This window comes from Amycolatopsis sp. NPDC005003 (assembly GCF_053600695.1).
This window is the reverse complement of the sequence record NZ_JBSGAI010000031.1, coordinates 85,713-108,406: the sequence shown is the minus strand read 5'-3', so window position 1 is coordinate 108,406 and position 22,694 is coordinate 85,713. Positions and strand designations below refer to the sequence as shown.

Genomic DNA, 22,694 nt, shown 5'->3' with positions numbered 1-22,694 from the left:
GAGTTGGAGGATCGGTGACCGACAAGTTCGACCAGCAGTACGCCGCGTTTCTCGACTTGGTGGACACTGGAACCCCGGAAAGCGCCATCAAGAGGATGGAACTCTTCGGCGCCGAGGACGAACTGCTCCAGCGGATCGCCGAGCGGCACGAGCGCGAAACCATCAGGATCAGAGAGCGCGAGGAACCGCGCAGCGTCATCCTCGACAACCGCTACACCTGGTACACCGGCCCCCGGCCGCGCGACAGGTACTGGCCGGCGCTCGAAGAACTCCTGCGGAAGTCCGGCTGGTCGGAACCGAGCCTTGACGACCTCGACGGCGCGTCGACCAAGGTCGTCTCCCTGCTGAGTCACCCGCACGTGCCCAAGTTCTCGACGAAGGGCCTGGTCGTAGGCTATGTCCAGTCCGGAAAGACGACCAACTTCACGGCCGTGACGGCGAAGGCGGCCGATCGAGGTTACAAGCTTTTCATCGTGCTTGCCGGCATCCACAACGGTCTTCGCCGTCAGACGCAACTTCGCCTCGTCGATCAGCTGGTCAAGCCGAACCCGTCGCGCTGGCTTCAGCTCACCGACCCCGACAAGGACTTCACACCGCCCGCCAATGCGGCCGCCTACCTGGCCAAGAACAACAAGCAGCACGTCCTGTGCGTGATCAAGAAGAACCCTCGCGTCCTGGAGAAGTTCTCGGCGTGGCTCGAGACGGCTTCGGAGTACCTCGCGGATTGCCCGGCGTTGATCATCGATGACGAGGCCGACCAGGCAACGGTCGCCACCGAAACGATCAATCCGTTGATCATCGAAATCCTCGGACGCCTGCCGAAGTCCGCCTATGTGGGCTATACCGCGACCCCGTTCGCGAACCTGCTGATCGACCCCTCGGTGAAGGATCTGTATCCTGAGCACTTCATCGTCAACCTTCCCAAGCCGAAGAATCACTTCGGGACCGAGGTGCTGTTCGGCCGTGACGTGATGGACGGCGAGGATCCGGAAGAAGCCTTCGACGGTTACGACATGATCCGCCAGGTTCCCGAATCCGAAGTAGACCTCGTGCGCCCGAGATCGCGTGCCGACGTCGACGGCTTCCACCCCGTGTTGACGGACACACTCCGGACGGCGATCCGGTACTTCTGGCTCAGCACCGCCGCGCGTCGAGTACGCAAAACGGGCAATCCGCACTCGACGATGCTGGTGCATACCAGCGTCAACACTTCCGTCCACAACAGTTTCAAGCACCCCCTCACCAAGCTTCGCAACGAAAGCGAGGCCCTGCTGCGGACGGGCGACACCGAACTTCTGACCGAGCTCCGCGAGCTCTGGGACAGCGAGACGGCGAGCGTGCCTGCGGATCTGTTCGACGAACAGAAGGTGACTTTCGACGAGCTGGCGCCGCTCCTTCCCAGCGTTCTGCGCGATTGCCGGATAATCATGGACAACTCCGGAAGCAAGGACCGCCTCGACTACGAGAACGGTCCGGTAGTCGCCATCGCCGTCGGTGGCAATACCTTGTCCCGTGGCCTGACGCTCGAGGGCCTGACGGTCAGCTTCTTCGTGCGTTCCGTCTCCGCATACGACACGCTGCTCCAGATGGGCCGATGGTTCGGCTTCCGCAACGGCTACGCCGACCTGCCCCGCATCTGGATGACCGACGAGCTCAGGGACTGGTTCCGCCACATCGCGACGGTCGAGAGCGAGATGCGCCGCGACATCGACGTGTACATGGTCGAGGACAAGAACCCGATGACTTTCGCCGTCCGGCTGCGCACGCACCCGGCCCTTCGTGTGACGGCGGCCGCCAAGATGACCAACGCCATCCCCTCAGCATCGGCGTATGGCGGCCAGCGCGTGCAGACGCGCTACTTCCGCACCGATCACGACTGGCTCGCAGACAACCAAGCGGCGGCTCGGAGGCTCATCGAGAGGGCTGCAGTCGAGGGCAGTCCGGAGTCCGACAGGCAAGACGGCAACAAGCTGATCCGCGGAGTCCCGCATCAGCTCATCACGGAATTCCTCCGCGACTATCGATTCCACGAGAAGTCGCAGGAATGCGATTCCAAGCTGTTGACCGACTACATCGCCAGGCGCATCGACAAGTCCGGCGCACTGCGTGGTTGGAACGTCGCCATCATCGGTGGCTCGGCGGGCAAGGACGCCCCGAGGAAGTTCACCTTCGCGGACGGGTACACCGTCCGCATGGCCACTCGGTCGGCGCTGCCCGGCGACGACACCGACACTGTCGACATCAAGACCCTGATGAGCCGCCGGGACGCCGCGATCGATCTCGACATCTCAGCAGTGCAGGGTGAACTGACCGAAGAGAAGATCAAGGGACTTCGACTCCGGCAGAGCCCCGAGACCGCGCTTCTGGCGCTCTATGCCATCGACAAGGACTCGAAGCCGGAGGCCCATCGAGAAGACAAGCGTCGCCCCCTGAACGCCTCAGAAGACGTCATCGGCGTGGGCCTCGTCTTCCCGCCGCCTTCGTCCGACGATTCGGCGGTGGAGTGGCAGTACGTGGCCACCAATCTGGCGAAGGTTCGGATCGAGGAAGAGGACCTGAGCGGTCTCGACGCGGTGGATGACTGATGACTGCACAGCTACGCAAGGTCGTCGACGACCATTGGGGACGCCTCGAAGAAGAGCAAGTGTCAAGCCCGCAAAGGGTGCGCACCTCGGATCTACCGGTTGCGACTCCGATCGGGCCGCTGCTCGCGGCCGTGGATCACGCGGGAAACCGCCATCTCCTCGTGCCTCTCACAGCTCATCAACACGTCCGGCTCGATCGTGGCGGCGCAGCGCTGACCGTGCGTGAACGACCGCTCGAGAACGAGCAGGTCTACGAGCGGTACGCCGACCTGGGCTGCGACAGGCGAGATCTCGACGGCGTGTTCACCGGACTCGTCGTCGACGTGCTCGACGCGGTCGGGCGAGCCCCCGATCGCCCGCTGAAAGCGCTGTACAACGTGGTCAGCCAATGGCGTGCGCTGTTCCAGCATTCACCGGCACCGCTGAGCCCCGATCGCTTGGCGGGCCTGTTCGGCGAGCTGGTGGTGCTGAACGAACTGCTCGCCCGAGAGAGCACGGCTGTCGACTTCTGGACGGGTCCCTCCGGACATCGTCACGACTTCACCGTCGGCACGTGGGGGATCGAGGTGAAGACCTCCGCCGCGGCGACCGGTCGGAAGGTCCGCGTCCACGGTGTGGAGCAGCTCCAGCCACCGCCGCACGGAACCCTGGATCTGGTGTGGATTCGCGTGGAGCGGGTCCGCGAACAGGGCAGCACGGTACCCGATCTGGTCGATCGCGCGCGTCGAATCGGCGACGACGACACCGGGTTGCTTTTCAGACTCGCCGAAGCCGGTTACCGGCCGGCCGATGCGGACCTGTACCAGGACGTGCGGTTCGCGGTTCGCGAGCAACGGTGGTACGAGGTGGACGACGCCTTTCCCCGCATCGCGCCTTCATCGGTTCCCTCCGGAATATCCGACCTCGACTACACCGTAGACCTGGACCAGGAGCAGCCAGAGGTCACTGAAACCCAGGACATCCGTGATCGGATCGCCCGGATCACCCAGGAGCGCAAGTGACCGCACCGGCCTGGCACTCACAGATGTTCCCGCCCGAAGGGGCGAGCGCGGCCGAGGGGATCCGCAACCAACTCGGCAGGCCCGAGCTGGATCTGCTGACGATCCTCGTCCGCGAGTCTGCCCAGAACAGCTGGGACGCACGTACCGACGAGACGGCGCTGGACTACCACCTCGATCTGAGAGTCGTCAGCCCGGCGCACGCGCCGGCGTGGCGGGAACTGCTCACCCGCAACGTACCCGCCCACGAGCAATTACCGCTGCGTCAGTCGATCTCGAGTCCAGTCATCCGTGTCCTGACCGTCTCCGACCGCGGGACCACCGGTCTGGGCGGACCTACCCGCGCAGACAACGCGGTGGTCGAAAACCACGACTTCGTGTCCTTCATCAGGAACATCGGCGAACCGAGGGACACCGAACTCGGCGGGGGCACCTACGGTTTCGGCAAGGGGATCTTCTACCTGTTGAGCAAGCCCGGGACCGTGCTCGTGCACACGCGGTGTCGGGTCGCCGGCGGGTTCGAGACCCGGCTGATGGGGTGTGCGCTCTGGAAGAGCTACGCCGAGGGTGAAGGACTGTCCGGTCGCAGGTACACCGGACGGCATTGGTGGGGCACTCATTCGGCGGACGGAGTGGTCGAGCCTCTGATCGGCGCCGAAGCTGACGCCACCGCGGAGCGACTGGGCTTGCGTGGCTTCGGTCCGGAGGAAACCGGCACGACAGTCGTGGTCATCGACCCCGACCTCGGCGAACGGGAGATCCAGGACGCCGGAAGCTACCTGGCCGAGACGATAGCCTGGAACCTCTGGCCCAAGATGCTGGCCGCCCCTGGAGAGGATTCTCCTCCGATGCGGTTTTCCGTGCAGTGTGACGGCATCACAGTGCCTGTGCCGGACCCACGCGAGACGACTCCTCTGAACATGTTCGTCACCGCGTACGAGGCGATGCGATCGAACGAGGACGCCGAGGAGCTCTGGTACCTGGGTCACCCCAGGACGAAGCTCGGGGTGCTCGGCCTCGAGAAAAGCTTCCTTCCGCCGTTCACCGAGACTCCCGCAGCCGAAACGGCAGGTATCGGCAACACCGTTCACCACGTCTGTCTCATGCGGACGGCAGAACTCGTGGTCACCTACCACGCCGGACCGAAGCCGGCAGCCGAGTACGTGTCCTACGCCGGTGTCTTCCGCGCGAACGTCGAACTCGACAGTGCGTTCGCGTCCTCCGAACCGCCGACTCACGACGCTTGGAACTGGCAATCCCTCGAAGGTCGGGACAAGCGATTCGTCAAGATGGCGTTCACCCGGATCAAAGAATCGATCGAGGGCCTGATCGAAATCGACGGCCGAGTCCGGACCAGCTCATCGGACATCTCGTTGGGCGCCGCCAGCCGGTCGTTCTCCGATCTCGTGGCGGGTGCCTCGGGTCTCGGCGGGGCGTCCGACTACCGACCAGCGTTCAAACCGGTGAAGCCGACACCGGCCGCCGGGACTGTCCATGTGTCCGGGGACCTCTACGACGCCGGCGAAGGCGCAACCTCCTCACCGCAGGACGGGACCGGCCCGGCGGCCGATCGACCGGGCGGACGCCGGCCGCGGGTGGAGTACCCGGAGGCGCCGTACTATGAGATCCGCGCGGGCCAAGTCCTGCTGATCCAGGCGTTCCGCGTCTCCGCTCTCGGTATGCACCGCTGCACCGCCGACCTCGGCGTCGCGTTGGCCGGAACCAGCAGCAGGGAAACCGACCCGCCGCGAGGCGCCCACGAACCGCTTTTCTTCGGGTGGGAGAGTCCCGACGGCGCGCTCCACACTGATCCGACACAGACTCTCGAAGGTGGCGAAGACGTCTGGCGCGTTCTCGTCCGCCCGGCACCCGACACGACGACCGAGATCGCGGTGCACGCCCAGCGCGAGGAGACACCGCGATGAGCATGCAAGCACCGCCCTATCGCACGGCCCCGGCGGGGTCAGTGGTGGCCGGGCCGTGGCAGTGGCTCATCGATGACGTCCCCACTGAGCTGCCGGATGCCCTGAGCGACTGGGACTACCGGATGGATTTGTCCTTGCGACAGACGGTGACCATCGACGTCGATCTCGTTCGGCGGGCCACCGGGCTTTCCCCGACCGCGAAGTTGACACTGGCCATGATCTGGACCGCGTCCGGTTCGGGGCTGAAAGCCGCGGGGGACCGCGTTGCCCTGCCGAAGTCGGGCATCGCGAACGTGGACCTGACCGCGGTGTTGTCCGGTGACCAACTCGGTGGCGTCCTGGGCTTGGAAACCACCTTGGTACTCGCCGAGTTCTCCGAAGACGGCGACTTGGCCTCGCCCCGCCGAGCCGGGTCGATCCTGTGGACGGGCAAGTACGAAACCCGTCTTCAGGGCGACGCGCCGCTGTTCCCCATCGCCGTCGTCGACTTCGCCAAGACCCAATACCCCGAGGATGCCGGCTGGCACGTGGAGATCGGTGGCGACCTCGAAACGGCCACCATGGGTGCGTTGCTTTTGTTGATCAACGAACGCAAACGAATACTGGTCGACGCCATGCGCAACGCAGGCAAGCCGCGCCCAGTCGACCGCGTGGTGTTGTCCAGCGTGCACGCGGACGTCGCTCGCACCTTGGTGGAGCACGCGCTGAACGACCCGGACTTCACCCTCGAAGTCGACTACGGCGAAGAGACCATCGGCAGCACGCTCCAAGCGCTCGTCGGTCGCTTCTTTCCAGGCCAGAGCCTGGCCCACCTCCGCAGGCAGCAGGCGCAATCACCCACCTCGTTCGCGACCGACCTCCAGCACGCTGTTCGGATCTTCGAGGAGTCCTGATGAGCCTCTTGTTCCCGCGTCTGCTGCCTCGACAAGCCCACAAGCTGTACGAGGAGTACAAGTCGCTGACCATCGAGGAGCTCGAACTGCGCGCAGCGTTGCGCCACGACTCTGCCGTTTACGCCGCCACGGGTGGTGATCGCGTTCGGGAGAAGGACCTCGACCGGCTGCGGCAGACGATCGTCGCCGTGGCTCGCGAGGCCGGCTTCCCGAACCGATCGACACCCGCGACCAAGAACGAATTCGATCGGACGGTCGCCGAACTGCTCCACCGCACGACGGGGCTGGCTCCCGCCGAAGCAGCCGCTCGTGACATCTGGGTGTTCCTCGCCCTCGTCGTGCTGCCGGACATCTCGTTCTGGCGATTCGAAAAGCGGACCGACGAGCGCTTCCTCGCCAAGGATCTGACCCGGCATGTGTTCGGTCGCCTCTGGTGGCGAGCCCACCTGGTCCACGACACCGACGGCCCCGATCCGTACGCCGCACTGAACATCCTCGGCGAAGGCGCCTTCGACCAGATCTACGCACGTCGACGTGCGCTGGGCGGCAGTCCTCAACTGGTTCGTTCGATCCTGCACGTTTGGCATGAAATCGACACCGGCGGACTGAACGAGACCGAGCTGCTCAAGGATTTCTTGAAGCGCTTGTTGCGACTCGGTGCCTTCATGTCTTTCGAGACACTCCACGACGAGGAGCTCAACGCCGAAGTGCGTCGCGCAGCTCATGACTCTCTGCAGGCGTTTCACACGGAACGTCGACCTCGGCACGCCCTTGAGCACACCCGCGGGTGACCCGACGCCCGACACAAGAGCTCGACTACTTGCTACTCCTCCTCGGAGAAGGCGAGGGCCTTCCGTCGGTAGGGCCGGCGCAGGGTGGCGAGGCGGTGCTCGGGCCAGATGTCGTCCCGCTCGTTCAGGATCAACTCACCGTCGCGGCGCATGAGCCAGATCGTGTCCATTCCGGAAAGCACCGCGTCGCCGGCGACTCTGTTCAACACCCCCGCGGCCAGTCGGACCAGGTCGTCCTGTTGTTCCGGGATCCGCTCGTGTTTGTAGATACTGAATCCGATGGCCACCGTCGGGGTGATTCCGAAGTCCGTGACCACTGGTGACCAAGGCGCCGGGCTGCGTTCGTAGACTCGAACCCACATGCGGAGTGGGGTTACCGCGCCGTCACGGGACACCTGCTCAGGCGTGACCGATCCCTCGAACAGCTCCGACGGGCGCGCGAAGTCGAGCAGTGCGCGCGCGACCTGCTTCGGCGACGACGATGTCGCTATTTCGAGATCGTAAGAGATGGCCATTCGAGCTAGTCCTCGCGTGCTGTATCAGGGGTAAAGGTGAAGTATATTGCCTTGCTTGTCGATCGCGATGGCTTCCTTGAGCCCGCTGATCGGCCAATCGTGGAGTTGCGCGCGCATCGCGTTGAGGTCGACCGGACTGTCGGCCAAGTTGAGGACGATCCGGTCCGTTTGCTCCTTCGCGACCTTCTTTGCCATTTCGTCCGCGATGTTGCGGGCACGGCCGGTCGACGGCGCGTAGTTGTCGAACACCTTGCCGTCGATGCGGTAGTCGGGGTTCCTGCCGTTCGGCAGCGTCGACGGGTTCTGCTCGACATCGTAGCCCGCCCGAGCGAGGGTGGTGGCTGATTCGTTCTCACGCTGAAGCGAGCGCGCGGTCTCCGGGTCAGCTCCTTTCGGGATGTTGGTCGGATGACCACCGGGAGCCGCCTCGGGATCCGGAACGCGGGACGGTTCGGTGTGGCCGCTGATCTCGTCGCTGATCTTCCCGGCGTCGACTCCTTCGACCTCCGGGCTCGGCGTGCCGCTCATGGCGACCTGCATCGCCGGGATCACACCCTGGGTGATCGCGACCGCCCCACCCGCGGTGATGAGCATGGCCTCCGCGGTGGCGGCGACCTCGGCGATGGGAATGGCCAGGGTGGCTCCGGCCTCGACACCGAAGAAGTCGAGCGCTTCGATCACGCCCACGATGAGCACGTCCAGCCCGCCGTCGGTGAGGACGCTGCCGATCACGAGGACCAGGCCCACGATGCTCAGGTCGTCGATGATCGACTTGATCTTGTCCTTGATCTTGTCCTGGGTGTCGTTGTTCCAGATCCGGAAGTCGACGAGGCTGTTCGCGACGTCGTCCAGCACCTGGGGCAACCCGAAGAGGACCGAACGCTCACCGGCGGCGCGCAGCCAGAACTGCTCCAGCTCGGCCAAGTCGTCCGAAGTGTTGTTGCCGACCAGCCCTTGCAACCGTGCGTGCAGGTCGCTGACGAGCCCGCGAACGGCACCGGCCGCATCGCGGCACGCCTGCGCGGCCCCATCGATGCGGCCGGTGTCCGCAGTGGGTATGTACTTCTCCAGGAAGTCGGGCATCCACCACGGTGAATCACCGGTCAAAGTCACGAAGTCCGTGTTGCCGGGCCAAGCGTGGGGCACGACGGGCGGCCAGGGATGAGCCCCACCGGACTCGCCGGGCACGCTGTTCCGGTCGGCGTTCGCATGGTTGAGGGCGGAGGCGTCGATGCCCTTGCCGATCGCGCCGAGCAGGTCGAAAGCCGTGCGGAAGCCGTCGTTCAGGATGCAGTCCAGGGCGGCTGCCCAGCCGTCCTGGTACTTTTGGGCGCCGTCGCTCGCGCCGGCCGCGCCGGCCGCCTGGTCGAGGCGGTCGACCAAGTCCCGCCGGATGCGATCGAGGCTGTCCTGCGCGTCGACGAATTGCGCCGCCACGACGTGGAAGTCCGACAACTCGACTCGCACCGGATTGCTCGGGCCGCCGTCCGGCCCGCGTTCGAGCACCACCATGGCTCAGACCCGCCAAATCCGGACATTCGCGTCAACTGCGGCGGCATGGTTGTCGTGTGCGTTCACTACGACAGCGCGAATCCAGTGCAGCTGATCCCGCAAATCACGGGCGGCCGCGAACCACTCGGTGATTGCCTCGTGAAACGCGTCGTGCCCCCCGCCCTCCCAGGAAGTCGCCAGATCGGCGACGACCTTCCCCAGGTCATCGAGATTTTGGTCCGTTCGGTCGATGTGGGCACCGATATCGTTCACCAATGTTCGCAAAACGGAAAAATCGACCGTCAACTGAGCCATTCACCCCTCCGTAAGCATTCGCCTACAGCCCGGACGTGAGGGTAGCGAAAAGTTCGGTGAGCTGCGACAGCTAGTCCACGGATGGCTTAGGGATGTCGAAGTAGCTCGAGAACCGGACCGCCGGGGCGTACTCGCCCTTGACCTTCACCCGGCCCGTTACGAACATCGCTGCCACCGCTGCGTTGCCCGTGGCCATCCGGATGAAGTCGTCCACGGACAGGGTGATCGTCGTGTCCGGCGTTCGGGACAGGTCCGTCGACGAGACGCACACCCCGTCCTCGATCACCGTCTGGAAGCGGTCGTAGCCGTCCTCGCCTGAACCTTCTGAAAAGCGCCAAGAAACCACGAAATCCACGTGACGGGCGCGGGTCGGCGAGAAATGCTCGGACATGCGCCGGAATATCTCGTCCAGGAATACTGCACGCAGCTCTGAATGAGAAGCGATCGCCTTCAGCTGGTCGCGGGATGCGCGGCGGACCACGTCCACCAGGACGTCTGTCGACAGGGAGCTCAGCTCGATGCCTGCTCCCGCCTCTCCCAGCATGTGCAGGGTTTCCAGGACCTGAATGAACTGCTCGGACGTCAACCGAGCGATGACCAGCTTGTCCGCGAACGCGTTCACCACGTGGCCGCCGCGGGCACGGTGGGGGCGGTGGAGACGCCATTTCGCGTTTCGGGGCACGAGCGGACTATACGGGCTTCGGTAGGTCGAAGAAACCGATCAAGCCGGCCGCGAAGGCCAGGTCGCCTTTGACTTTGATTCTTCCCGTGACGAACAACACCGCCGGGGTTGCCTGGTGGGTTATCAACCTGAAGAAGTCGGCCGGGGCGATCGTGATCGTGACTCGAGCAGGTGAGTGCATCTCGCGGCTCACTGTGCACGAGCCGTGCGAGATCGCTGTCTCGTAGCGGTCGAAGCCGCCCTCTCCGGCTCCTCCCGACAGGCGCCAGTGGACCACCGCCTGCAGGTCGCGGGCGCGATCCGGCCTGATGTGCGCGCCCATGCGGGCGAAGATCTCGTCCAGTACGCGCTCTCTCAAAGACCTGTCCGCGACGACGCTCTCCAGCTGCGCGCGGGACGCCGAGGCCACTAGCGACGCGAAGCGGGCCGGCTCGACCTTGCTCAAGTCGAACGCCGGGGCGCGCGAAGCCAGCGTGAGCAGGGCCTTCAGGAAGCGGCGGAAGTCGTCCTTGCGGAGCTCGCCCGGGTCGAGGGCCTCCGTGAGCGCGTTGACGTCGAGGGTGTGGGCCTCCGGGCCCAGCGGGTCGAGCCGCTCCAGTGCGTCGAGGAGCGCTGCCCCGCGGAGCTCCGCGATCCGATCGGCGCTGGTCATCCCGGCGTTTTCGGCCATGGTCACCCCTCTCCCAGTTACTGAAGGGTAATACTACTTGCCAGTAGGTAGGCGGGCAAGCGTGCCGAAATCACCCGCGCGTGGCAACGCCCGGTACCGTCTCCGGGCAGCAACAAGGAGGTCCAGCGTGTCAGAGGAAGATCAGCGTCCGCCCGAACGGGCCAGGCGGCTGCCGCGTGCGGTGCGCGAGCGGCAGATCCTGGACGCGGCCGTCCAGGTCTTCTCGCGGCACGGCTACCACGCCGCGTCGATGGACGAGATCTCCGACGTCGCCGGTGTCTCGAAGCCGATGATCTACACCTACCTCGGCTCCAAAGAGGACCTCTTCGGCGCGTGCATCCGCCGCGAGGCGACGCGCCTGCTCGAGGCCATCCAGGCCGGCGTGCAGCCCGACCTGCCCCCGGACATGCAGCTCTGGCACGGCCTGCGGTCCTTCTACCGCTTCGTCGCCGAGTACCGCGAGTCGTGGACGGTCCTGCACCGCCAGGCCCTCACCGTCGGCGGGGCCTTCGCCGCGGAGATCACCGACATGCGGGCGCGCGCGATCCAGCTCGTCGCCGCGCTCGTGGTGTCCGCCGGCACCCGCAAGGGCGTCGGCGAGCAGGCCGAGTTCTCCGGCGAAGGCCTGGCCGCGTCCCTGGTCGGAGGGGCCGAGTCGCTGGCCGACTGGGCCCTCGACCACCCCGACATCTCCGACGGCGTGCTCGCCTCGTGGCTGATGAACCTCGTCTGGCTCGGCTTCAACGACCTCATCGAAGGCGCGGTCTGGAAGCCGTCAGAGTGAGCTGATCGTGCCCTCCAGGTGCGGCTTCGACTTGCTCCACAGCTCGAACGCCCAGCCGTCGTCCACCGACCACGACGTGAAGCCCGCCTTGGCCGGCAGCAGCACCGGCTGCTTGAAGCGGACGTCCACCGTGAACGCCTCCGGCAGCCGGCCTTCGAACGCCGCCAGCGCGTGGGCCTTCGTCCACATGCCGTGGGCGATCGCGCGGGGGAAGCCGAACAGGCGGGCCGTCAGCGGGTGCAGGTGGATCGGGTTGCGGTCGCCCGAGACCTCCGCGTAGCGCCGCCCGATGTCGGCCGGGACGCGCCAGAGCGCGTCCGGGGTCGGCGGGGCCAGCTGGTCCCGGCGGCCGGCAGGGCCCGACGAAGAGCCGCGACGCAGGTACGTGCTGACGTCGGACCAGACGAGGTAATCACCGACCCAAGCCTCGCTGACGACGTCGAACTGACGGCCCTTCTCGTGCGGGCGCAGGTTCTCCGCCCGCACGCGCACGGTGAGCGGCTCGCTCACGCGCAGCGCGCGGTGCTGGGTGATCCGGTTGGCCACGTGCACCATGCCGAGCAGCGGGAACGGGAACCCCGGCTCGGTCATCAGCGCCATCTGCAGCGGGAACGCCAGCATGTGCGGGTACGTCGCCGGCAGCTCGTCGCTCAGCCGGAAGCCGCACACCGTGTTGTACGCGGCGAGGTGCGCCGGGTCGACGACGACACCCGTGCGCACCAGCTCGGTGTCGGGCAGCGATGAGCCCGATTTGCGAAAGCCGAGCAGCGCCTTCGGGTACAGCGTCGCCAGGTTCGGCGTGCTGTCGAGTTCGCGGATCGCCACGTCACGCCCCCAGCAGGGCCTGGCCGCAGACGCGGACCACGTTGCCGTTCACCGCGGCCGACGCCGGGTTCGCGTACCAGGCGATCGTCTCGGCGACGTCCACCGGCAGGCCGCCCTGGCCGAGGCTGGACAGCCGCCGCCCGGCCTCGCGGATGAACAGCGGCACCGCGGCCGTCATCTTGGTCTCGATGAACCCGGGCGCGACGGCGTTGATCGTGCCGCCGTAGGCCGCGAGCTGCGGCGCGCCGACGTTCACCATGCCGATCACGCCCGCCTTCGACGTCGCGTAGTTCGTCTGGCCGACATTGCCGGCGATACCCGCGATCGACGAGACGCCGATGATGCGGCCGTTCTCGTTCAGCACCCGATCCGCGAGCAGCTTGTCGTTCACCGCGAGCTGCGAAGCGAGGTTGACGGCGATCACCGAGTCCCACGCGCTTTCGCTCATGTTGCCCAGCGTCTTGTCACGCGTGATGCCCGCGTTGTGCACCACGATGTCGACGCCGTCGTGCCGCTCCTTCAGGTACTCAGCGAGCTTCGCGGGCGCGCTCGGCGAAGTGATGTCGAGCTGCAGCGACGAGCCGCCGACCTTGTTCGCCACCTTCGACAGGTCGCCGCCCTGGGCGGGGATGTCGAGCGCGACGACGTGCGCGCCGTCGCGGGCCAGCACCTCGGCGATCGCCGCGCCGATGCCGCGGGACGCGCCGGTGACCAGCGCGACCTTGCCGTCCAGGGGCTTTTCCCAGCTGGCCGGCGGAGTGGCCGTCTTGCCCTCGGCGCCGATCCGGATCACTTGCGCGTCGACGAACGCCGACTTCGCCGAGAGCAGGAAGCGCAGCGTCGAGTCCGTGGCCTCTTCGGCACCTTCGGCGACGTACACGAGTTGAGCGGTAGCGCCGCGCTTCAGCTCCTTGCCCACCGAACGGATGAAACCTTCGAGCGCGCGCTGGGCGATCCGCTCGCGGCCCTCGACCTGCTCCGGCGGGGTGCCCAGCACGACGACCCGGCCGGACGGCCCGACGCTGCGGATCACCGGGTGGAAGAAGTCGTAGACCTCGCGCAGACGCGTGGGATCGGTGACGCCGGTGGCGTCGAAGACCAGCGCCGCGTGCCGGTCGGCGGCCGTGGCGATGACCTCGATGCCCGCGTCGGCCAGCTGGTCGCGAAGGGTCTTCTCCAGTCGTCCGCCCGGCGCGGCGCCCAGCAGTGCGGGACCCTCGAGGGCAGGTTGCCCGGGCTGGTAGCGGCGCAGTGTCGCGGGGTTCGGCAGGCCGAGCTTCGGCACCACGAACTTCCCCAGCGGGGTTTTCGTGAACTGCTGGTACCTGTCAGCCATCAGTTGCCTCCCGTGCAGTCTGCGTCACGTCGCAGTCTAACCTACTCGCTAGTAGGTTACAGTGTGAGGGACACGACCAGAGAGGTGAAGTCATGCCACCGAAGAAGACGCCAGCTGTACGCAAGGTCGCGATCATCGGGGGCAACCGGATCCCCTTCGCGCGGTCCAACGGCCCGTACGCGAAGGCGTCGAACCAGGACATGTTCACCGCCGCCCTCGACGGTCTGGTCAGCCGCTTCTCGCTGCAGGGCGAAGTGATCGGCGAGGTCGCCGCCGGCGCCGTGCTCAAGCACTCGAAGGACTTTAACCTGGCCCGCGAGAGCGTCCTGGGCAGCAAGCTTTCGCCCGCGACACCCGCGTCCGACGTCCAGATGGCGTGCGGCACCGGCCTGCAGGCGATCGTCAACGTCGCCAACAAGATCGCGCTCGGCCAGATCGACTCGGCCATCGCCGGTGGCGTCGACACCACCAGCGACGCGCCGCTCGCCGTCAACGAGGACCTGCGCCAGATCCTCATCCAGCTCAACGCCGCGAAGACGCTCGGCGACCGCCTCAAGCTCGTCGCGAAGATCCGGCCCGGGCACATCGTCCCGGCCATCCCGCGCAACGAGGAGCCGCGCACCGGCCTGTCGATGGGTGAGCACGCCGCGCTGACGGCCAAGGTCTGGGAGATCACCCGCGAGGCGCAGGACGAGCTGGCCGCGAGCAGCCACCAGAAACTCGCCGCCGCCTACGACCGCGGGTTCTTCGACGACCTCGTGACGCCGTTCCTCAAGCTCGCGCGCGACCAGAACCTGCGGCCGGACTCGACCGCGGAGAAGCTCGCCAAGCTCAAGCCGGCCTTCGGCGGCCCGGACGGCACGATGACGGCGGGCAACTCAACGCCGCTGACCGACGGCGCGTCGACGGTCCTGCTCGCCACCGACGAGTGGGCGAAGGCGCACAAGCTGCCGGTGCTGGCCTACCTGACGTTCTCGCAGACCGCGGCTGTCGACTACGTGCACGGGGACGAGGGCCTGCTGATGGCGCCCGCGTACGCCGTGCCGCGAATGCTCGCGCGCGCCGGGCTTTCGCTGCAGGACTTCGACTTCTACGAGATCCACGAGGCGTTCGCGTCGCAGGTGCTGGCCACGCTCAAGGCGTGGGAGGACCCGGCGTTCGCCAAGGAGAAGCTGGACCTGGACGAGCCGCTCGGCGCGATCGACCGGGCGAAGCTGAACGTCAACGGTTCGTCGCTGGCGGCCGGGCACCCGTTCGCCGCGACCGGCGGCCGGATCGTGGCCACGCTGGCGAAGCTGCTGCACGAGAAGGGATCCGGCCGCGGCCTGATCTCGATCTGCGCGGCCGGCGGCCAGGGCGTCACCGCGATCCTGGAGAAGTAGCTCCTATGCGTAAGTGCCACCCGAGGGTGGCACTTACGCATAGGGTCAGTTGGGGAGGGCCTTCTGGGCCCGCTTCGCGAGCTTGTTCGCGCGCTTCTCGGCCTTGCGGCTCAGCTTCCCCGCCGCAGCTCCGACGTCCTTCGCGGCGTGCTTCGCGCGCCAAGCCGCCGACGGCTTCCCGTGCGTGTCGGCGACCGCGAGCAGCAGGCCACCGGCCAGGCTCGCGTTCTTGAAGAACTGGACCTGCTGCTGCTGGCGCTCGCCCGGGTCCTTGATGGTCCAGAAGCTGTGCGTCGACAGCGTCGTGGGCACCAGGCTGCCGAGCAGCAGCCCCGCCGCAAGCCGCGGCGCCTTGCCGGACGCGAGCGCGAGACCGGCGCCGATCTTCACCGCGGCGTCGATCCGGACGAGCGTCACCGGGTCCCGCGGGATCTGCTCCGGGAGTTTGTCGCCGAACTTCTCGAGCGTGCTGTTGAGGAACGGTTCCGCCGCCTTGGCGTGCCCCTCGGCCTGCCTCAGCGCATTGATCCCGCCCGTCACGAAGATCGTGGCGAGCAGGGGACGTGCCACTCGACGGAGTATCACGGTCATAGCCTTCCTCGTACGGGCCGCTGCCTGGTCGAACCTACTCCGTGGATGCCCGCTCGGCCCGTGCTCGAATCCTCATCGGGCTTTCTGGCTTTTTATAGTGCTGTTCCTATATAGGGTTATAAGGGCTTAGCGGTTGACCTTGACGCCGCGTCAACTTCTATCGTCGTCGGCATGGAGTGGTCGATCCAGGACATCGCCCGCTCGGCGGGGACCACGAGCCGGACGCTGCGCCACTACGGCGCGGTCGGCCTGCTCGAGCCCAGCCGGATCGGCGGCAACGGCTACCGCTACTACGACGAGCAGGCGCTCGTCCGGCTGCAGCGGATCCTGCTGCTACGCGAGCTCGGCCTCGGGCTGCCGGCCATCGCCGAGGTGCTCGACGGCCAGCGCGACAGCGCCGCGGCCCTCGAAACCCACCTGGAACTGCTCAAAGAGGAGCAGCGGCGGATCGGACGGCAGATCGAGTCGGTCCGCACGACCCTCCGCAAACTGAAGGGAGGTGAACGACTGATGGCAGAAGAAGTCTTCGACGGCTTCGACCACACGAAGTACGAGAAGGAGGTCACCGAGCGCTGGGGCGCCGACGCGTACCAGCGCGGAGACCGGTGGTGGCGCTCGCTCTCGGCGGACGAGAAGAAGGCGCACCAGCAGGAGCAGCTCGACATCGCGGCGGCGTTCGGCACGGCGCGCGCTTCGGGCCTTGCTTGTGACAGCGACGACGTCCAGGCGATCACGCGGCGGCTGCACGAGTGGTTGCGCCCGGCGGTCTCGTCGGTGTCCGCGGGGTACTTCGCGGGCCTCGGGCAGTTGTATGTGGACGATCCGCGGTACGGGCTCGAAGGCGCGACGGCGGAATTCGTCCGGGACGCGATGAAGATCTACGCGGAACGGAACCTGAACGACCAGTGACGCGTCGTAAGAGCGCACTGGGGGTAGAGACGAGCAGGGCTGCAGACCTGTTCGTCTCTATGTACTCGCTTGGAGCTTCCGCCCGGCCGGTCGGATGCCGAGGTCTTCACGCATGCACTCACGCAGCCGGTCCAAGGTGACGCCGTACTCCACGAGCACCGAGTCGTAGTGCCGGGCTTTCCGCGGCGCATCAGCAGCGGCGAGGTCGCGCAGTTCTCGGAGCTGCCTGAACGCCAGCTTCGCGACTTTGACGACCTCTGCCGGCGCCAGCAGCCCGACTTGTTCCCGCGCGGCGTAGATGTTGCCCGCGCGGAACGCCGCACGGGCCTTGGCGGGGTCGGGCTCGACGGCCTCCGAAACGTCCCGAATCCCTTCGCTGGCAGCGTGCAGTGCGGCGAGGTACTCGCCGTACACCACGCGGCGAAGCTCGATGCGCTTGGCGTCCTGTTCCCGGCGCCACCGCCGCCGTTCGGTCCACCACGTGATGACGGCACCCAGGAATGTCCCCACGAGCGCCACTATCGGAGTGATCCAGTTCACCTCCGAAGTGTAGGGAACCGGCTGGTTCGGCCATCCGGTCGAACCTCGGCGACACGCGCTAGCCGTCTATGGCGGAATATCGGGCTCACGCTAGAAACGCCGATAGCTTGGCAGAGTGGACCCCATCCGCAACCCCTTCGCACCGGGCGCCGGGCAGCGGCCGCCGGAGCTGGCCGGGCGTGAGCGTGAGCTCAAGGCGTTCGAAGTGGTGCTGGAGCGGGTTGCGCGGGGGAGACCCGAACGCAGTCTCGTGCTGACCGGGCTGCGCGGGGTCGGGAAGACCGTCCTGCTCGGGGAGCTGCGGGCGATGGCCGTGCGGCACAAGTGGGGGGCCGGGAAGATCGAGGCCCGGCCGGACGCCGAGCTGCGGCGGCCGCTGTCGGCCGCGCTGCACCGGGCGATCCGGGACCTGGCCGTGCGGCATCGCGCGCCGGACCGGGTCGAAGAGGTGCTCGGGGTCCTGAAAGCGTTTGCGCTGCGGGCCAACAAGCCCGACGCCAAGCTGCGCGACCGGTGGCAGCCGGGCATCGACGTGCCCGCCGCGCAGGGGCGGGCCGACTCCGGGGACATCGAGATCGACCTCGTCGAGCTGTTCACCGACGTCGCCGAGCTGGCCGCGGACGTCGGCACCGGCGTCGCGCTGCTCATCGACGAGATCCAGGACCTGCAGCCGGACGACGTCTCGGCGTTGTGCGCGGCCTGCCACGAGCTGTCCCAGTCCGGTGCGCCGCTCGTCGTCGTCGGAGCCGGGCTGCCGCACGTGCCCGCGGTGCTCTCGGCGTCGAAGTCCTACTCCGAGCGGCTCTTCCGGTACGCGCGCATCGACCGGCTCAGCCGCGAGGACGCCGACTTCGCCGTGATGGCGCCGATCGAGCGGGAGGACGCCGGCATCGAGCCGGAAGCCCTCGACGCGCTCTTCGACGCGTCCGGCGGCTACCCCTACTTCATCCAGGCCTACGGCAAGGCGGCCTGGGACGCGGCGCCGTCCGACCCGATCACGGTCAAGGACGTGCAGGTCGCGGCGCCCGAGGCGGAGTCCGAACTGGCAGTCGGCTTCTTCGGTTCGCGCTACGAGCGCGCGACGCCCGCCGAGCGGGAGTACCTGCAGGCGATGGCCTCACTGACCCAGGGCCGCGACGAACCCGCCGGCACCGCCGACGTCGCCGTGTTCCTCGGGCGGAAGCCTTCGTCGCTGTCGCCGGCGCGCGACAGCCTGATGAAGAAGGGCCTCGTCTACTCCGCCGAGCGGGGACAGATCGCCTTCACCGTGCCGCACTTCGGCCACTACCTCCTCGGACGCGACTGACCTGGGCTTTTACCGCTGTCTCGCGGTCTATGAGCGCGGCTAACAGTATCTTTGATTTTTCCTAGACAAGGCTAGAAAGCCGTAGTGGGTTGCTCCGTCGTGACCGCCGCCACCCCAAATCTCTCCGGCGCATACCCAGGTTTGCCGATGATTCATCGGCGAGTGCGCCACATCACCGGATATTCATTGGCGTCCTTGTGAAAAAAGGCGCATACTAGACCTACAAGCCACCAAGACCCTCGAAGGGGATGCAGAAACCGATGAACAACATCGCCGCCAAGCTCCGGGCTCGTCGCGCCGAGGCTCGCACTCGCCGGGCGCTGAACCGGGCGATCGACACCGCCGCCACCGCGACGGTCCGTCAGGAACTCATCGCGATCGCGCAGGCTCGCTCGGGCTACATGCGCTGATCTCTCACCCCGTGGCGGTCGCCCATTCGAGTGACCTAGGCCACATCGTGCTCACGGTGTAACGCCGCCCGGAGGGGCGTCGATACCCAGTACGACCCCGTGATGCTGGCGGACCCCCGACCTGGCAGCATCGCGGGGTTTCCCATTTCCCCGGAAAACCCCTTGCCGGCGGCGCGGTCCGCAGTAATATTTGACTTCGTCAACGAACTTGTTGAGGTGGTCAATGAACCCCGCTTCGCTCGCCGACCGGGTCGCCGCGGTCCGCGCCTTCAACCGGCTCTACACCGGGGTCATCGGTGTGCTCGACGAAGGGCCGGCGGACGCCGAGTACTCGCTGCCGGAAGCCCGCGTGCTCTTCGAGCTCGCCCACCAGGACCCGATGCCGGTCACGGAGCTGCGGAAACGCCTCGACCTCGACGCCGGCTACGCCAGCAGGCTGCTCGCGCGCCTCGAGTCGCGCGGGCTGGTCGTGCGCGAACGGTCCGAGGAGGACGCCCGCCGCCAGCTCGTCCGCCCGACCGACGCGGGCCGGGACGCCTTCGCCGTGTTGAACCGCCGCTCCACCGAGCAGATCGGCGGCCTGCTGCGCCGGTTCGCCGACGAAGACCAGCAGCGCCTGCTGGCCGCGATGCGCACGATCGGCGACCTGGTCGGCGACCGCCGCCGCGACCCGGCCCTCGTCCTCCGCCCGCCACGACCGGGTGACCTCGGTTGGGTGGTGGAACGCCACGGTGCGTTGTACGCCCGCGAGTACGGCTTCGACGCCCGGTTCGAGGCGCTCGTCGCCCGGCTCGCCGCGGAGTTCCTCGACAACAGCGACAATCCGCGGCAGGCGTTCTGGATCGCCGAGCTCGACGGCGAGCGGGTGGGCAGCATCGGCTGCGGCCGCGGGCCGGACGCGGACACCGCGAAGCTCCGGCTGCTGCTGCTCGAGCCGTCGGCACGGGGCCACGGCGTCGGCAAGCGGCTGGTCACCGAGTGCGTTTCCTTCGCGAGGGCCCACGGCTACCGGGCGATGGAGCTGTCGACGGTCTCCATCCTCGACGCCGCCCGCTCGATCTACCGCGCGGCCGGGTTCGAGCTCGTCGCCGAGAAGGACTTCGACGACTGGGGGCGCGCGCTCACCGACGAGACCTGGCGCCTGGAGTTCTAGCGGACGAGCCGTGGTTGGGTGGGTGCGTGACGGACTACGTCGACGGGTACTGCGAACGCGTTGCGCCCGGGCTCTGGGGTGAGCCGCTCAACAGCCTCAGCAACCTCGCCTTTCTCATTGCCGCCGTGCTCGTGTGGCGGCTGGCCGCGGGGAACCGGACCGGTCGGGTGCTCGCCGGGCTGATCGGGCTCGTTTTCGTCGCGAGCACCGTCTTCCACCTGGTCGCGACGCGGTGGGCGGCCGTTGCGGACTCGGGCGCCATCCTCGTCTTCGTGCTGGTGTCCGCCGTGGTGTTCGTCCGGGAGTACTGGAGCCGGCGGTGGGCGTGGGTTGCCGCGCCGGCGTTCCTCGTGCTGACCGCGGCCACCGCGTTGCTGGGCGGAGGCCTTTACCTCTCCGCGCTGATCGGTCTCGGCGTCTTCGCCGTGGTGCTCGCTTTCCAGCGCGACGCGTACTGGACGCACTTCGCCGTGGCAGGCGCCGTTTTCGCGCTCTCACTGAGCCTGCGCACGCTCGACCGGGACGTATGCGACTACGTCCCGGTCGGCACGCATTTCCTCTGGCACCTGCTCAACGGCGTGGTGCTCTACCTGGTTTCCCGAACGATCGTCCTCAGTGGACTTAGTGGACGCCGATAGGCCGCAGGTTCTTGTCGTGCTCGTCGGTGTGGTAGTCCTCGGGCTCCGTGTCGTCGGTGCCGTTGAACACCTTCATCCGACGGGCGACCACCGTGACGATCGCCGCGACCACCAGGTTGCCGATCAGCGCCACGAAACCGACGTAGATCTGGACCGCCGAGCCCGCGAACGGGTGCCAGCCGAACAGCGACAGTTTGCCCAGTGGCAGCGCCGAACCACCGAAGTGCTGCTTGCCGTTGGCCCCGGGAATCCCGTACAGCATGATCAGGCCCCAGCCGATGCCGACGACCCAGCCCGCGATCAGGCCCCACCGGTGGAACCAGCGCGTGTACAGCGCCAACGCCACCGCCGGCAGCGTCTGCAGGATCAGCACGCCGCCGATGAGCTGGAGGTCGATGGCGTACTGCAGGTCCAGCAGGATGATCGCGGCGACCGCGCCGAGCTTGACGACCAGCGAAGCGAGCTTCGCCTGCTTCGCTTCCTGCTGTGGAGTGGCGTCCTTCCGGATGTACTCCTTGTAGATGTTGCGCGTCCACAGGTTGGCCGCGGCGATCGACATGATCGCGGCCGGCACCAGGGCGCCGATGCCGATCGCGGCGAACGCGATGCCCGCGAACCAGGACGAGAACTGGGTGTCGAACAGCACCGGGACGATCGTGTTCGTGTCCGCCTTGCCGGTCGCCGCGTTCGTCAGCGGCTTGACGCCGGCGGTGATCGCCACGTAGCCGAGCAGCGCCAGCAGGCCGAGCACCAGCGAGTACGCCGGCAGCGCCACCATGTTCCGCTTGATCACGCTGCGACCGCGCGAGGCCAGCACGCTGGTCAGCGAGTGCGGGTACAGGAACAGCGCGAGCGCCGAACCCAGGGCCAGGGTCGCGTACTGCAGCTGGTTGTTGGCCGTGAGCAGGATCGAGCCCTTCGGCTGCTTGGTGGCCGGGTTGGGCTGCCCCAAGTTCGCCTTCGCGGTGTCGAAGATGTGCGACCAGCCGCCGAGCTTCGAGGGCAGGTAGATGATCGCCACCAGGATCACGACGTAGATCAGGATGTCCTTGACGAACGCGATCAGCGCGGGCGCCCGCAGGCCGGACTGGTACGTGTAGAAGGCCAGGATGACGAAGGCGACCAGCAGCGGCAGGTGCCCGACGAAGCCGGAGCCGTTGATGCCCATCGTCCGCAGCACGGCTTCGAGGCCGACCAGCTGCAGCGCGATGTACGGCATGGTCGCGACGATGCCGGTGATCGCCACCAGCAGCGCCAGGATCGGCGAGCCGAACCGGCCGCGCACGAAGTCGGCCGGGGTCACGTAGCCGCGGACCCGCGAGACCGACCACATCCGCAACGCCGGGAGCAGCACGATCGGGTAGACGACGATCGTGTACGGCAGCGCGTACAGGCCGAGCGCGCCGGCGCTGAAGACCAGCGCGGGCACCGCGACGAACGTGTACGCCGTGTAGAGGTCACCGCCGAGCAGGAACCAGGTGATCCACGAGCCGAACTTGCGACCGCCGAGGCCCCATTCGTCCAGGTGGTCCAGCGTGCTGCCGCGCTGCCAGCGCGAGGCCATGAAGCCGAGCACGGTGACCAGGGCGAACAGGAGCGTGAAGATGATCAGCTCGGGCCACTGCAGGTTGCTCATCGAGCGTCCCCCTCGTCCAGGTCGTCGACGCTCAGCTTGTCCGGCGCGTCAGCGGTCGGCTTGTCCCGCGTCATCATGTAGACGATCCAGGTGCTCAGCACCCCGACGCCGACCATCAGGAACTGGAACCAGTAAAAGAACGGCATCCCGAACAACCGCGGTCCGTCCATGTTGAACAATGGCGTCACCAGGACCAGCAGCGGGACGATCAGGAGCAGGTTCCACGGGCTGAACTGAAGCCCGCGCACCTTTCCGTCGTGCTTCACAGTCGACATCGACCTCACCTAACACTCCCGTAACCGACCGCCTGACCTTAAGA

23 protein-coding genes are annotated in these 22,694 nt (G+C 67.1%); 12 read left to right on the top strand and 11 right to left on the bottom strand.

Annotated elements, in window-relative coordinates; translation table 11 throughout:
• Positions 1–14: 14 nt before the first annotated feature.
• From ACWED2_RS31415 to ACWED2_RS31395, 5 genes are read left to right on the top strand one after another with little or no spacing between them, the layout of a single operon-like run.
• Positions 15–2,585 carry a Z1 domain-containing protein gene (locus ACWED2_RS31415; protein ID WP_449694115.1) on the top strand — a complete coding sequence of 857 codons (2,571 nt, stop codon included), beginning with the start codon at positions 15–17 and terminating at the stop codon, positions 2,583–2,585.
• On the top strand, positions 2,585–3,586 hold the full coding sequence (locus tag ACWED2_RS31410; RefSeq protein WP_449694114.1) for a PD-(D/E)XK motif protein: 1,002 nt from the start codon (positions 2,585–2,587) through the stop codon (positions 3,584–3,586). The genes ACWED2_RS31415 and ACWED2_RS31410 overlap by 1 nt, the downstream gene beginning before the upstream one ends.
• On the top strand, positions 3,583–5,508 hold the full coding sequence (locus tag ACWED2_RS31405) for a hypothetical protein (protein WP_449694113.1): 1,926 nt from the start codon (positions 3,583–3,585) through the stop codon (positions 5,506–5,508). Before ACWED2_RS31410 ends, ACWED2_RS31405 begins: the two co-directional genes overlap by 4 nt.
• On the top strand, positions 5,505–6,401 hold the full coding sequence (locus ACWED2_RS31400) for a hypothetical protein (RefSeq protein WP_449694112.1): 897 nt from the start codon (positions 5,505–5,507) through the stop codon (positions 6,399–6,401). The genes ACWED2_RS31405 and ACWED2_RS31400 overlap by 4 nt, the downstream gene beginning before the upstream one ends.
• Positions 6,401–7,192 (top strand): DUF6339 family protein, encoded by a 792-nt coding sequence (locus ACWED2_RS31395; RefSeq protein ID WP_449694111.1) that lies wholly within the window; start codon positions 6,401–6,403, stop codon positions 7,190–7,192. Before ACWED2_RS31400 ends, ACWED2_RS31395 begins: the two co-directional genes overlap by 1 nt.
• Before the next feature lie 32 nt (positions 7,193–7,224).
• Here the strand turns inward: ACWED2_RS31395 and ACWED2_RS31390 are convergent, their stop codons facing one another.
• The 5 genes from ACWED2_RS31390 to ACWED2_RS31370 all read right to left on the bottom strand — a co-directional run bounded on the left by ACWED2_RS31390 (position 7,225) and on the right by ACWED2_RS31370 (position 10,865).
• Positions 7,225–7,707, bottom strand: coding sequence for a SitI3 family protein (locus ACWED2_RS31390; RefSeq protein ID WP_449694110.1), 483 nt, complete (start codon positions 7,705–7,707; stop codon positions 7,225–7,227).
• Between the two features lie 24 nt (positions 7,708–7,731).
• A complete protein-coding gene (locus ACWED2_RS31385) occupies positions 7,732–9,219 on the bottom strand; it encodes a CdiA C-terminal domain-containing protein (RefSeq protein WP_449694109.1) in 1,488 nt (495 codons plus the stop codon).
• Positions 9,220–9,222: 3 nt separating this feature from the next.
• The gene (locus ACWED2_RS31380) at positions 9,223–9,513 is read right to left on the bottom strand and encodes a WXG100 family type VII secretion target (RefSeq protein WP_449694108.1); all 291 of its coding nucleotides are present in this window, start codon (positions 9,511–9,513) and stop codon (positions 9,223–9,225) included.
• Positions 9,514–9,583: 70 nt separating this feature from the next.
• Positions 9,584–10,135: an SCP2 sterol-binding domain-containing protein gene (locus ACWED2_RS31375; RefSeq protein ID WP_449694141.1), complete on the bottom strand. Its 552-nt coding sequence runs from the start codon at positions 10,133–10,135 to the stop codon at positions 9,584–9,586.
• 67 nt (positions 10,136–10,202) lie between these two features.
• Positions 10,203–10,865: an SCP2 sterol-binding domain-containing protein gene (locus ACWED2_RS31370; protein WP_449694107.1), complete on the bottom strand. Its 663-nt coding sequence runs from the start codon at positions 10,863–10,865 to the stop codon at positions 10,203–10,205.
• Between the two features lie 127 nt (positions 10,866–10,992).
• Here ACWED2_RS31370 and ACWED2_RS31365 point away from each other — a divergent pair, with 127 nt between their 5' ends.
• Positions 10,993–11,649, top strand: a complete 657-nt coding sequence (locus tag ACWED2_RS31365; RefSeq protein ID WP_043787198.1) for a TetR/AcrR family transcriptional regulator — start codon at positions 10,993–10,995, stop codon at positions 11,647–11,649.
• Here ACWED2_RS31365 and ACWED2_RS31360 read toward each other — a convergent pair.
• Together ACWED2_RS31360 and ACWED2_RS31355 are read right to left on the bottom strand one after the other, a co-directional pair.
• The gene (locus ACWED2_RS31360; protein WP_449694106.1) at positions 11,641–12,474 is read right to left on the bottom strand and encodes a MaoC family dehydratase; all 834 of its coding nucleotides are present in this window, start codon (positions 12,472–12,474) and stop codon (positions 11,641–11,643) included. The genes ACWED2_RS31365 and ACWED2_RS31360 overlap by 9 nt on opposite strands.
• A gap of 1 nt (position 12,475) precedes the next feature.
• The gene (locus tag ACWED2_RS31355; RefSeq protein WP_449694105.1) at positions 12,476–13,810 is read right to left on the bottom strand and encodes a 3-oxoacyl-ACP reductase; all 1,335 of its coding nucleotides are present in this window, start codon (positions 13,808–13,810) and stop codon (positions 12,476–12,478) included.
• 92 nt (positions 13,811–13,902) lie between these two features.
• Here ACWED2_RS31355 and ACWED2_RS31350 point away from each other — a divergent pair, with 92 nt between their 5' ends.
• Complete coding sequence (locus ACWED2_RS31350) at positions 13,903–15,192, top strand: acetyl-CoA C-acetyltransferase (RefSeq protein ID WP_449694104.1); 1,290 nt, start codon at positions 13,903–13,905, stop codon at positions 15,190–15,192.
• A gap of 45 nt (positions 15,193–15,237) precedes the next feature.
• Here ACWED2_RS31350 and ACWED2_RS31345 read toward each other — a convergent pair whose 3' ends face one another.
• Positions 15,238–15,783 carry a DoxX family protein gene (locus ACWED2_RS31345; RefSeq protein WP_449694103.1) on the bottom strand — a complete coding sequence of 182 codons (546 nt, stop codon included), beginning with the start codon at positions 15,781–15,783 and terminating at the stop codon, positions 15,238–15,240.
• 171 nt (positions 15,784–15,954) lie between these two features.
• On the opposite strand from ACWED2_RS31345, the gene ACWED2_RS31340 reads away from it, so the two are divergent.
• On the top strand, positions 15,955–16,692 hold the full coding sequence (locus ACWED2_RS31340) for a MerR family transcriptional regulator (protein WP_449694102.1): 738 nt from the start codon (positions 15,955–15,957) through the stop codon (positions 16,690–16,692).
• A 57-nt stretch (positions 16,693–16,749) separates the two neighbouring features.
• Here the strand turns inward: ACWED2_RS31340 and ACWED2_RS31335 are convergent, their stop codons facing one another.
• Entirely contained in the window at positions 16,750–17,232 is a 483-nt protein-coding gene (locus tag ACWED2_RS31335; RefSeq protein WP_449694101.1) for a hypothetical protein, read from the bottom strand.
• Between the two features lie 115 nt (positions 17,233–17,347).
• On the opposite strand from ACWED2_RS31335, the gene ACWED2_RS31330 reads away from it, so the two are divergent.
• The 4 genes from ACWED2_RS31330 (at position 17,348) to ACWED2_RS31315 (ending at position 20,739) form a co-directional block, all read left to right on the top strand.
• Positions 17,348–18,538, top strand: coding sequence for an ATP-binding protein (locus tag ACWED2_RS31330; RefSeq protein ID WP_003058004.1), 1,191 nt, complete (start codon positions 17,348–17,350; stop codon positions 18,536–18,538).
• Between the two features lie 260 nt (positions 18,539–18,798).
• A complete protein-coding gene (locus tag ACWED2_RS31325; RefSeq protein WP_167344411.1) occupies positions 18,799–18,948 on the top strand; it encodes a hypothetical protein in 150 nt (49 codons plus the stop codon).
• Between the two features lie 223 nt (positions 18,949–19,171).
• Entirely contained in the window at positions 19,172–20,101 is a 930-nt protein-coding gene (locus ACWED2_RS31320) for a bifunctional helix-turn-helix transcriptional regulator/GNAT family N-acetyltransferase (RefSeq protein ID WP_449694100.1), read from the top strand.
• A gap of 26 nt (positions 20,102–20,127) precedes the next feature.
• A complete protein-coding gene (locus tag ACWED2_RS31315) occupies positions 20,128–20,739 on the top strand; it encodes a hypothetical protein (RefSeq protein ID WP_449694099.1) in 612 nt (203 codons plus the stop codon).
• Here ACWED2_RS31315 and mctP read toward each other — a convergent pair.
• Both mctP and ACWED2_RS31305 read right to left on the bottom strand, forming a co-directional pair.
• Positions 20,723–22,375, bottom strand: coding sequence for a monocarboxylate uptake permease MctP (mctP, locus tag ACWED2_RS31310; protein WP_449694098.1), 1,653 nt, complete (start codon positions 22,373–22,375; stop codon positions 20,723–20,725). The two genes, ACWED2_RS31315 and mctP, sit on opposite strands and share 17 nt — an antisense overlap.
• On the bottom strand, positions 22,372–22,650 hold the full coding sequence (locus ACWED2_RS31305; protein ID WP_449694097.1) for a DUF3311 domain-containing protein: 279 nt from the start codon (positions 22,648–22,650) through the stop codon (positions 22,372–22,374). Before ACWED2_RS31305 ends, mctP begins: the two co-directional genes overlap by 4 nt.
• Positions 22,651–22,694: the final 44 nt, after the last annotated feature.